General features: G+C 31.9%; 12 protein-coding genes. 5 read left to right on the top strand and 7 right to left on the bottom strand.

Annotation, left to right across the window (positions count from 1 at the left end):
- Position 1: 1 nt before the first annotated feature.
- From ABRY23_10835 to ABRY23_10855, 5 genes are all read right to left on the bottom strand, one after another.
- Positions 2-1762, bottom strand: a complete 1761-nt coding sequence (locus ABRY23_10835) for a TrkH family potassium uptake protein (protein MFA3783547.1) — start codon at positions 1760-1762, stop codon at positions 2-4.
- The gene (locus tag ABRY23_10840) at positions 1759-2826 is read right to left on the bottom strand and encodes a mechanosensitive ion channel domain-containing protein (GenBank protein ID MFA3783548.1); all 1068 of its coding nucleotides are present in this window, start codon (positions 2824-2826) and stop codon (positions 1759-1761) included. The genes ABRY23_10835 and ABRY23_10840 overlap by 4 nt, the downstream gene beginning before the upstream one ends.
- Positions 2823-7328, bottom strand: a complete 4506-nt coding sequence (locus ABRY23_10845) for a cation:proton antiporter (GenBank protein MFA3783549.1) — start codon at positions 7326-7328, stop codon at positions 2823-2825. Before ABRY23_10845 ends, ABRY23_10840 begins: the two co-directional genes overlap by 4 nt.
- On the bottom strand, positions 7325-8554 hold the full coding sequence (locus tag ABRY23_10850) for a hypothetical protein (GenBank protein MFA3783550.1): 1230 nt from the start codon (positions 8552-8554) through the stop codon (positions 7325-7327). The genes ABRY23_10845 and ABRY23_10850 overlap by 4 nt, the downstream gene beginning before the upstream one ends.
- Before the next feature lie 505 nt (positions 8555-9059).
- Entirely contained in the window at positions 9060-9467 is a 408-nt protein-coding gene (locus ABRY23_10855) for a hypothetical protein (protein MFA3783551.1), read from the bottom strand.
- 224 nt (positions 9468-9691) lie between these two features.
- Between ABRY23_10855 and ABRY23_10860 the strand changes: the two genes are divergently transcribed.
- From ABRY23_10860 to ABRY23_10880, 5 genes are all read left to right on the top strand, one after another.
- Positions 9692-10300, top strand: coding sequence for a DUF502 domain-containing protein (locus tag ABRY23_10860; GenBank protein MFA3783552.1), 609 nt, complete (start codon positions 9692-9694; stop codon positions 10298-10300).
- A gap of 94 nt (positions 10301-10394) precedes the next feature.
- On the top strand, positions 10395-10907 hold the full coding sequence (locus tag ABRY23_10865; protein MFA3783553.1) for an RNA polymerase sigma factor: 513 nt from the start codon (positions 10395-10397) through the stop codon (positions 10905-10907).
- On the top strand, positions 10894-11496 hold the full coding sequence (locus tag ABRY23_10870; GenBank protein MFA3783554.1) for a hypothetical protein: 603 nt from the start codon (positions 10894-10896) through the stop codon (positions 11494-11496). Before ABRY23_10865 ends, ABRY23_10870 begins: the two co-directional genes overlap by 14 nt.
- 12 nt (positions 11497-11508) lie before the next feature.
- A complete protein-coding gene (locus ABRY23_10875; protein MFA3783555.1) occupies positions 11509-12132 on the top strand; it encodes a hypothetical protein in 624 nt (207 codons plus the stop codon).
- A 24-nt stretch (positions 12133-12156) separates the two neighbouring features.
- Positions 12157-12762 carry a hypothetical protein gene (locus tag ABRY23_10880; protein ID MFA3783556.1) on the top strand — a complete coding sequence of 202 codons (606 nt, stop codon included), beginning with the start codon at positions 12157-12159 and terminating at the stop codon, positions 12760-12762.
- A gap of 72 nt (positions 12763-12834) precedes the next feature.
- Here the strand turns inward: ABRY23_10880 and ABRY23_10885 are convergent, their stop codons facing one another.
- The gene (locus ABRY23_10885) at positions 12835-13116 is read right to left on the bottom strand and encodes a hypothetical protein (GenBank protein MFA3783557.1); all 282 of its coding nucleotides are present in this window, start codon (positions 13114-13116) and stop codon (positions 12835-12837) included.
- Positions 13113-15974 (bottom strand): S8/S53 family peptidase, encoded by a 2862-nt coding sequence (locus ABRY23_10890; protein MFA3783558.1) that lies wholly within the window; start codon positions 15972-15974, stop codon positions 13113-13115. The genes ABRY23_10885 and ABRY23_10890 overlap by 4 nt, the downstream gene beginning before the upstream one ends.
- Between the last annotated feature and the right edge of the window lie 41 nt (positions 15975-16015).

A 16015-nucleotide genomic window follows, 5' to 3' on the forward strand; every position in this document is an offset into this window, starting at 1 on the left:
TTTATAATATTGAAATATTTTCTCCAGGCAAATCGTAATAGACTGGTTCAGGCTTACGCATAAATGTGTAGAGAAAAGATATTGGACCTACTCTTCCAATAAACATAAGCATAACAATAACAAACTTACCAATTCCAGTTAAAGAAAAGGTAATGCCGCGCGATAAACCAACAGTCCCAAAAGCGCTAAAAGCTTCAAAAGAAATATCAGCTAAATTGGCTTTTTCTGTCATTGTTAAAAAGAATATTCCTAAAGTAATAAAAAATATGCTTAAACCAGTCTTAATAAGCGCCTTAATAACTATTTCATTTGATATTGATCTGTTTTTTATAACAACATTTTTCTGATTTTTTAATATCGAATAAGTGCCTTTAATTAAAATAGCAAATGTAGTGGTTTTTATTCCACCGCCAGTACCGCCGGGCGAAGCACCAACAAACATCAAAAAATAATAGAAGATTGCAGTTGAGACATAAACCGACCCAAAGTTAATCGTGTTAAAACCTGCTGTTCTGGCAGTGACTGATTGAAAAAATGCTGCATGTAATTGAGCAAAAAAATTCATCCCTCGTAAGGAGTTATCATATTCGAGTATATATGTTATAAATGTCCCGAATACAATTAGAAGTAAAGTAGTCATTAATACAATTCTGGTTTGCAGCGGAAGGTTGAAGTTTATTGCTCTGTGGCGCTCAGTTATTTTCCGAAAGTTTAGGATACTCATTATCGTGGGGAATCCAATTCCGCCAATTATTATTAGCATTGCTATTGTGGTTGTGTAAACATAGTTTGTCTTAACAATTGGGTCCATCAGATTTAACGAGAACAACGAGAAACCCGCATTACAAAAAGCAGAAATTGAATGAAACAATGATGTAAACACCGCATCCTGAGTGCTGGCAAACGACTTATGAGAACTTAAGAACAAAATTACAGCGCCTATTATTTCAACCGTAAAGGTTATTAACAACAAATAAGATAAAATTTTAGTAACAGCGCCTAAATTTTCTTCGTTAAGCAAATCGTTCAGCACAATTCTTTCTTTTATTCCTAAACCTCCAGCAAGAAATAATGCAAAAAAAGTGGTAAACGTCATTAAACCTAATCCACCTATTTGAAATAAAAGCATAATTACTACTTGTCCAAATTTTGTAAAATAAGTTGCAGTATCCACAGTAATTAATCCGGTCACACAAACCGCACTTGTTGACGTAAATAGTGCATCTATAAATGAAATGCTTCCTTTAACAGTTGCAGCTGGTAGCATTAGTAAAAATGTTCCTACCATAATTGTAAAGAAAAAACTTAAGATAAAAAGTCGAGAAGGATTAATTTTTGACTGTAAAATTTTTCTGTTGTAGCGCAAACCACCAACAATAATACCAATAACAATAAAGATTTGAGCAAAAACAATGTACAAATAAGCTATATTTTTAAGATTAAATATCCTACCTATTTTTTCTACTAAACTTAAATTGAAGAGCGATAGTATTAATTCAACAACAATTAAAACAGAAATAATAGATTCAACAATATGTGACTTCAAGTACTCTAACTTAGAGTCGGAAAGAAAAAATTGAACGTACTGATATAAAATAAACACACCAATTACAACTAAAGAGATGTAGTGTAAAACCAAGACATCTTTACCACTAATTCTAAAGCCGTATTCTAAAACAATAGATAACAAACCGAACAAACTTGAAATTATAACAACCACCTTAAGAAATCTGAGTACTTTGGTTTTTGAATAACTCTTCAATTAAATTCCTCAATTTTTTTTATTTCCGAAATAATAGATTCATTTAAGTAGTTTCTTGCCTCATTTTCATAAGCCCTGTCAAAAATATACAAGTTAGTTTCAAAAACATTTACTTTTCTTTGCATATCAACTTTCTTTAAAAAGACCTCAGGTTTATACTTACTATGGGCATATGGAGTTGAAATAGCAGCTTGTTTTAAAACGTCAGATACTTTTTCAAGCGGTAGGTTCATCGGAATTTCAAATTCAATTGAAATCAAATGTTCGGCTTGCCCAACGTTGACATTTTCTACAGGCTGCTGCAAAAAAATAGAATTCGGAATAGTGATTCGACTATTATCATCAGTAACAATTGAAGTAAAAAGCCAATGAATTTCTAGTACTTTACCTTCGTGAGTGTGAATTTTAATAAAGTCCCCTACTTCAAAAGGAGGATTGTAGAAAATTAAAAGCCCACCCATAAAATTTTTCCATAGAGGAACAGATGACACACCGATAAGCAACATCAAAAGTAAAATAATTAACAATATTATTTCTTTTGATGAACCAAAAAGAAGTGTAATTAGAATATAGAATATAATGACAGCGAAAATTATTCTTATTAAGGTAAGTATTTTAAAATAAGCTGAAGGTAGCTTTTTAAAAAACTTAGATTTAGCTGTTTTATTTAATAGATTGAAAATCCAAGTGGCAATTAGAATTAATATTACTACTTCCAAAAGAGTGAAAAAATTTATCTGTTTAATTACATCGAATATCTTATTGTTGTATTTAAGACTTTCTTTAACAAAAGTATTGGAGTTAGAGGAAGTTTTATTTGTGTTTACCGATTTTTTTCCCTTTATCTGATTAACAAAAGAGGAATCTTTCTTGCTTGAGGTGAACGTTTGTATGTTCACACTATCCTGCAGCACAATTTTATTAGGACTTGATAGGTTTGAAGAGGTATCGGATATTTTCTTAATGTTACTTGATTGATCTGATTTTAAACTATCTTGTGCTATAATGAGTTGTACAAAAGCAACAGTTATAATAAATACTATTTTTACAAAAACAAATTTCATCTAATATTTCGCCTTACCAATTCGTTTTCGATTATCTTGAACAAAAATTTATTAATAAAATAAATATTGCCGCCAACTTCAATTTGGTCTTTTCTAATTAAATTGAGAGAAACGAGCGTATTTAGAATTTCTTGCGATGTTTCGATTGGAACCCGAAATATCTCTGCATGTTCATAATCGGTCAAAGAGCCGTGCAACAGCAAAACAGATAAGGTGAGATGATAAAGATGATCCATATTAGACAATACTTTTGAAACTATTTTCTTGGGCGATTTAATGTATATTTTATTTTCTTTTATTTTTTCAATCGAAAGCAGCCAATAATACATTGCAACAACAATATTGCCTTCGGAATATTCTTCAAGTCGATTAAAGTATTCTTCTGAAAGTTTCCTTTGTTCTTCTTCAACGGATCTCGGTTTAATTATTTTAGATCTGAATCGCTGAATTTGATCTGGTATGAACTCAATTCCGTAGCCAGTTGCACTGTGTCTTTTTAGAATTATCGATTTTACATCTTTCCTATGTAAAGCATTTATAAAAATTTTTCTTTCAAATAAATCACCAAAGCTGAAGTTCTTGTCTATAAAATCCCAAGAATACTTACCAATTGAACACAGCCATAAAGTATTGTGACTTGTAACTGCCAGTATATATTTAAAAGTGTTTAATGCATCATACCCGCCTATTTTTTTAAGAAAAAGTTTATTGAGGTTTTCTAAAATAATAATTCTTTTATTGGTTCTATCGTTCAAAAGTGAAATTAATTCATCTGTTGAAAGCGTTCGTTTATAACCCAATAATTCACTAACAATTCTTAAGAAAGCATCCCTATCTGTCACGGTCTCGTCAAAACTATAGCGAATAAAATTTTTATCGCTTAATTCTGTGTTTACAATTGAATTAACAAGACTTCTTTTGCCGCTACCAGGTTCACCAATAAGAATAATAGAAGATTTTCTATTATTAATAAAATTATTCAGAACAAACTGTATAGCAGCTTGAACCTCATCTTGTCCTATGTAAAAATCTGATGTTTCTAAAGGAGTGCCATCAAAAAGCTTTTTATAAATGTAAGGAAGCTTTTCAAGATTGCTTTGGATTTGCAATACATTTTCTGTAGAGATCTCCTCGATTTTTACTTTTTTAAGATGATATTTAACCAATAAGTCATGTATAATATCTTGAAAATATTTTTTGTAGCCCCTTTTAATTGCTATCGAGTATTTTCTAAGCAGATAGGAAATAGTGTGGGTAGTTTTTTGCAGATATAAAAATAATTTAATTTTTCTTTTCTCTTTACCAACAAATAATTCAATATCCCAACTTGATCTCTTTAAGATAAGTTCATTTGTTTCTTTAATTATACTATCGACTTTTTCGTTTACTTTAGTAATAATGTTATGTTCAAGGCTGTCTATTAATTGATTTATTTGCGATATTCTATCGAGCATTTTTTCGCAGAAGGACTTACTGAGGTCCAACGCTACTTTAATACCCATTCCATTATTTCTTATTTCTTTAACAGCCGAATCAAAATGAAATGTTACAATAAGAACAAAATTTTTCACTTCGATAGAAATTAAATTTAGTTGATTAATTAGCAGTTCATTAACTTCGCTAATTTCACGAGGGAGTTTTTTGCTCAATAGACTTTTGGCTGCATCTCTCAATGGTATAGTTTTTAATTGAGCTGCTTGTGGTGTCCTGTTCTTAAATTCCAACTCAGTTTCCTCAAGCAGTTCAATTTTATCCGGCAGTTCGTTAACTATTTCAGTTAGCCCCTTGATTAAATTTTCGAAGAACAGACTAATCTTTCTGCTTGCTTTAATAGATTCAAGAGTTTTTATGTGTTTATTTATAGTGTTTAAAAATTCATCATCTTTTTTAGTTATAAAAATGGTTTCAAGTTCATTAGCTGGTTTAGTTTCATAGGCTGGTAGTTCGTTAGAAAAAGCTGAGATTTTTTTAGCTAAATTGTTAGTGGTAATACGCAAATTGTTATTAATCTCTTCTGAAACACCGATTAGCGATGAATTAACTATTTCATAAATTCTAACTTTCAACCTGTTGATATACGCTTCCTTTTGAAACAAGCCTAAAATTCCAAAATAGTATAAAGCCCAGTACCGTATTGATTGCAATGCAATTTCTTTTGCTGTTTCACTTTTATAGTAAACCTTAGAAAACCGAAAATTCTTCTCTTTATATTCATAAGTGCCTGCTGTTTTTAATGTTTCAATAAGGTGATTAAAAGGATTGGCAATAGCGTAGTATAATCTATTACTTATTTCTTCTGTAGTTGAATTAATCTGGGATGTATAAACTGTAATGGCATTAACCGTTTGCTGGTGAATTTCATCAAGCTTTTCCAATAAAATATTAGACAGAACAGGATTATCGCGTTCTTCTATAAGAAGTTTTATCAATTCTTCAAGGTCATGATTCATTTGACTGTAAAAAGATTTAACAATTCTTAAAGTAGTAAGCCGTTCCACTCCAACAAGGTTAACTGCTTCGAGAATTTCTTGAGAAGATTCACCCACTAAGTAATATTTTGCTAAATTTTTATAGTCTATCTTTCTTAGCAGTTTATAATGTTTATTAAATATTCTATTAACAAATAATTTTGTTCTATATAAAAATTTTCTGTATTTAACATAAAATGAATCCTCTCTAGCAATTGTATATTTTTCTTTTTCGAGCTCAACATAATATTCGGTTTGAAGCCCATCAGTTAAATCAATAAAAGAATAAAACAGCTCTTGTACTAAAGGCTCAAGTCGCAGTATATGACTTTCTATTTGCTTTCTTTCAATACTTAAAGCAATTAGCCAGTCAGCTATGTTTTTTTGGGCTTTTAATATTTCATTTCTTATCATGAACGGTGAGGCACCAGGCTTAATAATTGCATTTCTCAGTGCTTGATATTCCTCAGTGTACTTTTCAGTTAAACTAATAACAAGCTCGGTAGATTCTTCACCGCGTGATTGTATAAATTTACGGTCAAATTGAGTGAGAATATCGTTTACTTTAAATAGAATATTATAAAGTGAACTATTTAATTTTTCATCTGCCAAATTTGGTTCTACGAAGCGCTGTTTAAGCTTTTTAGGTATTTTTTCTTCAGCTTCTTTTTTTACTTCATCAGCAGGAATATTTGTTTTAGTTAAAGCTTCACGTTCGTCAGAAACTTTTTTGGCTTTTATTATACCTATTTTTAAAAAGATAGGTCCTATAAAAATATTCAGCGCTGCTAAAGAAGTTATTAAACTTTTAAGACCGTCACCAAGTCCAGGTAGCCGTTCAGCAATTATAATCGATAGCCCTAAGATTAGACCCCCAATAGAGAAAAAGCCAAGCCAACCGTAGTCTATCACTTCTTTTGTTTCTTTTGAAATTTTAGAAGCTATGCGTACTGAAAAAAACAGTGCTAAACCTCGTATCACAAAAATTACAAGGCCAATTAAAAGTGCTTCAGTAACAGAAACTAAATTAATTGAAGCACCAACAACTGTAAAAAATGTTATAAACACAGGAAGGGAAAGCTTTTCTAATGGGTTATGAAAATTAACCTCGTCCTTACTGTAGTTTTTTATTATAAACCCTGCAGCAACAAAAACCACTAATGTTTCTAAGTGGAGTGAGTTAGAAATTTGACTGCCAAATATTACTAATGCTAAAATGTAAATAAGCATTTCGGCATTGACATATTTGAGGTATAGAATTGAAGCAGCTCCAAGAAAAACACCCAAAACCAGAGAAAGTAATAGCTCTTTGCTAAGCTCTACGAAAACTTCAGTATCTAAAATACCAGTTGGCGAAGTTAACGCAACAGAGATTGTTAACACCACAGCTAATAGAAGTATAATTAACAAGTCCTTAACTATTGCCGTACCTAAAATCAAATCAATAAATCGTCCTTTTGCATTAGAATCATTTGCAACAACAAGAGTTAGTTCTATTGATGTTCCAAGTGCAATAACAGATAAAATTAATCCGGAGGAAATTACGGCTTGCCACCCGGCGTTTATTAGAAAAGGAATAAAAGGAGACGCAAGATAAATTAATAAAGTTACAAGGGTAAAAATGAATATAACTTTGAACAAAAGAATAAGAGAAATCGGCTTAATGAAATTTCTGATATTTGCTATCTTTAATTCCATTCCAGCTATTAGCGCGATTATGCTTAATGTAACATTATTAACGAGATTGAGGTCTTCAAGGATTTTAAGATTAAATATCTCAAGAAAGGTAGTATTAAAAATAAAGTGAGAGTAAGGACCAAAAAATATGCCTATTAAAATATAACCTATTACGCGGGGGAGTTTTAACAAAGCAAAGACTTCTCCAAAAGCGAACGAAGCAAGGATAATGAACCCAAGCGAAGCGAGGGTTCTAGGATGTATTATTGCAGTAGAAGTAACCTGAATAGTTTGTACAAATAAAAAAATGCCAAACAAAATTCCTATTATAAAAAATCTTCGTATAATTGCTGTCATTGATTTTCTCCGATTATCTCTCCGGAATCAATTAGCAATTTTTTAGTTGAAGAGTAACCAATCAACCCAAAAAATATTACGGAGACTAAAACATAACTAATAACCATGGGCGTTAAATTGTTCTTATAAACATTAAGATAATCGATTGCCATTGCACAAACGATGATATCCTGAGCTATTAAGCCCGAGCCAATTTTAGCTGAAAGCTTTTCCTTTTCAAACGCACTAATAAAAGCAAAATAACTTGCCGCTTTTTTTGAAATAAACCGTAAAACTATAAATGCAATAGACCCAATGATAAATATATTGAGTTTGGCAGGGACCCAGTAAAAGCCGGCAGTCACTACTATCAGCAACCCAAACGGCTCTAAAAGTCTGAACAAAGCCTTTTCAAGCTTCTGTGATACTTTCGAAAAATTTACTAAAACAAAACCAACAAGAAAATTCATGTAGAGCGGCGAAAAATTCAGGAAATACGCTAACCCACTTGTAAAAATCGTAATACCTACTACAGCAACAAAAAATTTATTCTCGTTTTCTTCTCGTCCTAAAAATATGTTAAATAATATACCTACAAGTAATGCAAGTAAAATACTTATTACTACCCACTCAGTAGAAGTAATTTTGTGAGAACCAAAATCTGCACTAAGAGTATCTATACCTCCAATATGATAAACCCCAAATAATAATCCGTAGATAAAAATTGTTAAACTAATATTCATTTTTGTAACTGAATCAATTGCCAATGATAGAGGACCATCTAATCTGTACTTGGTGAGTAAAGCATTGATTGCGTAATTAGAGGAGACAGAACCAGTCACAGCTAAGAAGTAAGACGCAGCAATAATATCATTAAGGTTTTTTCCATTGTAAAAAAAATAATAAAGTATTCCAAATGCTGCACCGCCAATTAAGAATAATGCAGTAACTATATCAAAGCTTACAAGACGGATATGCTCTGTATCCGATTTTTGGAAATCTGCTAATCTGAATTTTAGCCCATATATTAATCCAATTATTCCTATTGCAGCAGAAATTCCGGGTGATAATTGTTGCAGCGTGCTATTATCAATTATTTCTAAGTAATTTAAATGAAAGGCTGCTTTTAACCAGTTTGCAAATGATGGACCGATAATTATTCCTAAAAAAATGTATTCTATTCCTGAAGGAGTATAAAATTTTGTATGGATTTTTCCTTTTAAGTAGCTTGTGCTTAGAAAAGCCAAAATAAGCACCACAAGAAATATGATAAGAGGCGTAGTCATTTAGTTGTTAATATGCCTCGTAAATTTTTATAACTTTATATGGTATAATTGATTTTAGCTAATTAACTCAGCTAAAGATAAAAAATAAGATGGATATAATCATAGTGACAAATAAGTTAAACCCAAAAAATTCATTTCCAATGAATTTTTGCCAAAGAGTGGATGTTTTATGCGAATGCACCACTTCATGGATGGATTTCCATTTTTCTAACCTGCCAGCAGGCTGGTGGAAAATTTAGGTTAAAATAAATAGCTGATTAGTATAACTTAACTTTTTAAGTTGACTAACATAATAAGATGAAGCGAAAATGAATCATATTTTTATATAAAGCAAAATAATATTAATCCCCGCTGCTTATCTCACCACAAAATCACAATTCAACCTATACACATGTAGATTCGCACGAAAAGAATCTAAACCACAGACTTATCTAAAGACTTGCCATACCCAAGCACAATAAGATTATCAGCCGCAGTGTAAGGAGATATCATGCTTTAAGTAAACTTCGTTAAGGGCACGATTTACAGTTGGAATAAGCATGTTTAAGTTTTTACGCGGCACTTTTTCAATTTCTTTATAACTCTTAATATCTTTAACATGCTCTTCAGCTATTTCAGATGATAATAAAATAAACTTAGTATGAGGTGTTATAGCTTTAGCCAATTTGTAATCACTTATCACATCCAAAATATGTTGCTGGTCACCTTGACTTATTATCAAATCATACACATCAGTTTTAATTGCTTCCGTATATTCCTCTCGTTTTGAAATGCTTTTTACCACACAACTTGGGCATTGCTCCTTAATGTAATTTTCCACCAATTCTACATCATCCTCTTCATTATAATAAAGTATGATAATTTTTCGTTCCATCTTACCCTCCTTTTTAACTTTGCAGGACGGTAACAGAAAATTGAGCGGACTTTAATTATTATTGTGCTGCAGTGTTAAACAAGATTATAACAATGATTCCATAAAAATAGTTCCAGAAAATAATGCCATCAAAGAAGAGTGATTGTCTTTTAAAGAAAATTTGTTTCCACTTAACTAAATTCTACAATGAATAAAATATTTACTAAATCAACTTTGGTGAAAAAATGGAGAATCTAAAATCTTTTGTAAAAACCACCTTGTTTGGTGGATTTCTTATCGTATTACCAATAATTGTTTTGATATTTGTGCTTAACTGGTTTTTCGATTTCCTAACGGAAAAAATTAGCCCCATCACAAATCTTTTAATACAAACAGCCAGGATAAACGAATTTGTTGCTTCACTTACAGCTGTAATAATAATCTTGTTATTATTTTTTGTTGTAGGACTTGTAGTTCAAACAGAGATCGGCAAGTTTACATTTTCAGTTTTGGAAGATAGGTTTTTAAAAAGAGTTCCCTTATATAAAATAATAAAGGAAACGGTAACTCAGCTTTTTGGTGGAGAAAAAATTCTGTTTAAGTCTGTAGCTCTTGTTAAGTTGTATGGTAGCGACACGCTGTTAACTGCTTTTGTTACAGACGAACACGAAAATGGTTATATAACTGTTTTTATTCCCTCAGCACCAGCACCAACTGGAGGATATATCTATCATGTAAGAAAAGAAGATGTTTTTAAGATAGATTATCCAATTGACGATGCAATGCGTTCAATTTTAAGCTTGGGCGCTGGCTCAAAGGCACTTTTGTCAAAATTAAATACAAATTTTAGTTGAAGAATACAATAATCTTGACTTTTCTACGTTTACTGCACAAGAAAATATAACTTTAAGGGATGAAAGCCTGGAAAGAGAATTAATTTTAAAATGCATTAAAGGGGATTCAACCGCTTTTAGTCCCTTAATCAAATTATACAGGCGGCAACTTTTCTCCTATTTCTTAAAACTATGTGGCAATAAAACTGCCGCTGAAGACTTGTTTCAAGAAACTTTAATTAAAATTTGGAAAGCTATGCCTAAGTACAAAGAAGAAAATAAATTCTCCTCGTGGCTTTTTACCATTGCTCATAACACAGCAGTAGATTATTTAAGAAAATTCAACCATAAAAATTCTCATTTCGTTGACGTGGAAATTGAAAACTGCGGACATCTAACCAACCCATTCGCGGAGTTAGTAGCTGCAGAAACAAAAGAAATTATATCAAGATATATAGAAAAGCTTCCATTAAAACAAAGAGAAGTGTTTTTACTTCGTCAAAATTGCGGAATGACCTTCCGTGAAATTGCCGAGTTAACTGGTGAACCGTTAAACACTGTTTTAAGTCATATGAATTATGCATTAAAAAAAATTAGAACAGTCCTAAGGAAAAATGATGAGCAATGAAAATAAACTCTGTGACGAATTTGAAAAAGAACTTTTACTTTTTATCGATAAACAATTAGAGCCAGTTAAGATAAAGTTATGGGAAAAACATATTTCTGAGTGCAGGTTTTGCTCTAACTTGTTAAACGAAACTACAACAATTTTGGAGGAGTCATCCAAAATTCAACTTGACGACATTGAAGAAGATAAATTTAATGTAATGATTAAAAACACTTTAACAGGCAAAAACTCATTAAAGAAATTTGTCATTTATACAAAAACAAGTTTGCATCGACTAAAAACAAATAAAAACTACAACTACCTTAAAATTGCTTTTGCTAGTATTTTGGTGGTTGCATCAATAATATTACTTTTATCTAAAAATTCACCTCCAGTAAACAACACAAATAACAATATTATGAATTGGGACGATGAAGAAATTACTCAGCAGATAAACGAGATTAGGCTAACCATTGACGACTTAAATAACGAAGATTACGTGAAATATTTAATTCAACAGTTGACTAAAGATAAGTGGCTTCCTGCCTTGTATAGTATCAAAGGCAGAGTCGAATATTTACAACAAGAAATAAAAAAACCAACATTATAACAGGAGTATGAAATGAATACAACAAAATCATTCACATTGTTTTTAATCATTTCAGTGGCAACAAATATTTGTGTTAAGGCACAAAATAATAACATTACACCTCCGCTACCACCTTTTCCTATTACTAAAATGCCGGAGTTTAACTATATGTCAGGTCAGGATGAGCAGGAAATTCTAAAAAAAATACCAAAGGATTCAAAAGACGACCTTGAGTTAATTAAGAAAAATGATAAAACACGTTATTACAGTTTGCTGCGCGAAATCCAATATAAAAATCTATATCTAAATTATTTCTTTAACGCGTTAAGCAATAAATCTGAAACTAAAGATAATGAATTACCTTCTAAAGAAATCGCTTTAAACATTAAAGCCGAAGCTTTAGCAATAAAATATAAATCTGCTAATCCCTCAAACAAACAAGCTATTAGAAATCAATTGCGTGCTACTTTAAGCGAGTTATTTGAACTAAAAGAAAAAAACAGAAAAGAAGAGGTGGCTAAACTAGAAAAAAAATTGGCTGACTTAAGAAAGAGTCTTGAATTAAGAAACTCACATAAAGATGAAATTATCAACAGAAAAATTGAAGAGATGTTAGGAGAAAGCAAGTACTACAACTGGGAACAATGGGATTACTAATAGGCTTCAAATGGAGACTTAAACATGTTAAAATATATTCTGATAGTATCTTTCATTTTTAGTTTTGGTATTTGCTTTAGTCAAGTTAACAGCCAAGATATCAAGATGATTTCTGAATATGGAACTAAGAACAAAGAATTAGCCAATCTATTGTTCTTTCAAAACATAGACTTTTACAAAGTAAAATTTGTCGGCAATCGATTAAATAACTTTAAGATTTTAGCGAAAGAGATTTGGGACGGAGAGATAAAAAAAATAGACACTTTAATTAACACAAGTAAAATTCAAGGTTGGAAATCAGAAAGTGAATTCGATACCCTTTCTCTAACTATAATTGCTTCAAAGGTAGACTCAAGTAAATTAAAAATATTTTTTCGGTTTCCCACCTTTGCTGTGGTACGAAAATTTAATGCAATAAATTCAGATGACTACTCTTTCAGAATAATTGGCAGCAATAGCTATATCAAAAAAAATGAATTTTCACCAGTTTTTGCTTACATATTACCTTACATTGAAGAAAATATAAAAATGTACTGTGCAGTAGACCAAAGTGGTATTGATGTTTACAACTGGGGAAAAAAATTTAATATTCCGCACTACATAGTGTTTGAAATCAAATTTGAAGATTAATACTTCAATAAAGAAATATGATGTGGAATTAAAATAAATGACAAACTAAAATTTTTTCGTTTATCTATAAGTTTATGGATTACTGCCAAATTTTTTGCGAAGTCTAAAAGCTGTTTTCTTCAAATAACAATTTTTGGTTACGACTATAAATTTCTTAAATCCACCATATAAAAAGACGAACAAAACAATTCCAATGAAAATCAAACATAATATTAAGTAAAGTATTACAAATAATAGTGTTGAAGAGTTAACACCAAGCTTGGTTAAAATAATCCCTGCAAAAAATGAAGAGGCGGTACTGCCAAGTACCAGCATTATTACTTTGTATAATAGATTATTAAGTTTGTTGGTCACTTCAAAATCATCATTTTCTTTGTGGATACAAAGCTGCCGGCTTGAAGTCTGTATAGATAAACTCCGCTTGGTAAATTGTTGCCGTTAAATTTAACTTCGTAGTAGCCAGGTGATTTCTCCTCATTTATTAAAGTTGATATTTCCCTGCCAAGAATATCAAATATTTGCAGCTTGACAAAACTCTGTTTTGGCAGTTCAAAACGAATTGTTGTTTGTGGATTAAACGGATTAGGAAAGTTTTGTTTTAAATCAAAACTCAAAGGCAATTGTTTACCTTGTTCAACCACATCCGTAATAACATTAGCAAACAATTCGCGGGCATTTTGAACAGCGGTACGCAATCCTTCTACCGAAGGAGCTGCAGCTAAGCAGAAACCTACATCTTTATATTCACCCGGTTTTATTGAGTATGGACCTCCTGAGACAACAAGAGAAATATCGCCAACAATATTGAAGTTTGTTATGCCGCTCGATAAGGTAATCCACTTCTCGCTGTCCGAAAAACCATCTCCATCACTAATTGCAACATTTCCACTTGAAGCGCTGTTGTTTATCACATAAAACCCATAGCTGCCTTCAGATACTAATGCAGCACCGTAATAAATATTAGTAGTATTCGCTGTATTAAATGCATAAGAGAAATTACTCGTAAAGTCATAGGCTGCGCTGTTATTGCTGTAATCTGATTCGGGAATATCCCAATCGAGGTAGAAACCTGCATATAAATTTGATATTGTTGTATCTGTCTTATTAAAAAGCTGTGTTCGTAAAATTATAAAGTTATCGTACGCGGTTTGGGTAAACTCATAAGTCTTAAAGTGTGTCTCAATGCCAATTGAATTAGCAGTATCACCAGAATCGTTAAAAATTGCGTCTCCTTCTTGTTGAGCAACCAAGCCAGGAGAAGTTATAGAAACTGATTTTAGAGTTACAAAATCGTGACTTTGCTCATCCACGACCCTGGCAGCATCCATAACTTTTTTAGAAGAGACCCCGTACATAAATGCTCCTTCAAATAAGACACTCTCATTACCGTTATATTTAAATCCAATTCCTTGAACATTAGTTGGAAAATCATTGTAACCAATAACGCCTTTACTCGTGATTGTTGTTGCAATCTTATTTGCATTTTGTGTTCTGTAAGGAGGATTGATGTTAAAAGTAATCCATTGAAAGTCATCATATCCATCTCCGCTAAATTTAATAAGCAGGTTCACATTATGATCTTGCGCTGCATTGTCTGCTATTTTTATTCTAAATGGATTTGAAAAATTATTTACGCTATCCAAACTTGAAATTAATCCGGCATTATTAAACTGCGGATTTTCCAATATTATATTTGGGTCGCTTTGTTGCAATGTAGCTGTAAAATTTGTTATTGGCTTCAAATAATTAACAAAGCTAATACCAATTTCAACTGTTTCTCCGGATTCAAAAAAACCATCGCCATTTCCAATTTCATGAAATACTACTCTATTTGCTCTAACAGAAACAGAATTTTTATTTGTAACAGATTTAAATGCGTTAATTCTTCCCCTGCCGAGTAAAAATTCTAGACCAGGATTTACAGAATCTATGTTATCGCAATTAACTCTAATTTGTTCTGCAATTTGTAACGGGGTATAGTTAGCAAACTGAGGCACAGAGGCTACTAACCCAGCTAAGCCGGCAACATGCGGTGCGGACATAGAAGAGCCGCTATACCAAGGATTATAATTTGGATTGACAGTGGAATAAGTAGGAAAAGTAGACATTATTAAATCACCAGGAGCAAAAACATCTACTTGCGTTCCATAATTTGCGGCATCACTTTTCTGGTCTGTTTTTGTCTGCAGCCAGCCCACGGAGAGCACCCCTTTATAATCAGCAGGATAAAAGGGTTCGGTTTTATCATCATTTCCTTGTGCTGCAACTATAAGCATACCCTTGGATATTGCATAATCAACTATTTCTTGTTCTGATTTAGAGTAACTATATCCTCCCCAGCTGCAATTTGCAATTTTGCAACCCATATCCGCAGCATACTTTATTCCCTCAAATCCATAAACAACATAAGGTGTACCGTGGGAATCGCGCATATTCCCTTGAGTAACTTTTACAGGCAATATTTTGCAATTATAACTAATAGAAGCAATGCCAATTCCGTTATTTGTGACAGCTCCTGCTATACCTGCTACATGGGTTCCATGATAAGGGTTACGTGAATCTTTATCTTCTGATGGATCGTTGTCTGGTGTACCATCCAATCCGCCAAAATCCCAGCCAATCGAATCTGCTGGGAACTCATCGTTATTCTGCCAATTTGGGTTATGCCAAATATTGGCATATAAATCAGGGTGTTTCCAGTCAACACCAGTATCAATAATTGCAATTACAACATTAGGATTTCCAGTTACTACTGACCAGGCTTCTTCTGCTTTAATTCTTTTAAGGTCTTCTTGATACCCTCTCACATAAAGCGAATCGTTAGGAACTGCTGCAACTTTGTAAACATAATGAGGCTCGGCCCATTCGATTTCTTTTATTTTCGAAAGCCTCTTAACCACACTTATTGGGTCGTCTTTTGTATTTATTTTAAGAGTAGCAATTTTTGCAAGATTGCTTTCCCCTTTTCTCAAAACTCCAGCTTTAAATGTAAATCTTGTCTTTACTTCCGATATACCATTGTTATGTAATTTATTTATCAACCTAGATGGCAGAAGGTATTCGTTACCATTAATTAATGGATAATTATCTTTAAACTTCACTACTACTCTATCTGACAAATAGTAAACCTTTCCTTTTTGTATAACTCTTGTTTGGCTGAAGAAAAGGTTCGTTGATAAAATTAATATCAAAAACAATTTTATATAATTCATATTCGCCCTATTTCATTATCAATCTTAAAAAATAATTTTTG

Source organism: Melioribacteraceae bacterium 4301-Me (genome assembly GCA_041538185.1).
Taxonomy (GTDB): Bacteria; Bacteroidota; Ignavibacteria; order Ignavibacteriales; family Melioribacteraceae; genus Pyranulibacter; species Pyranulibacter aquaticus.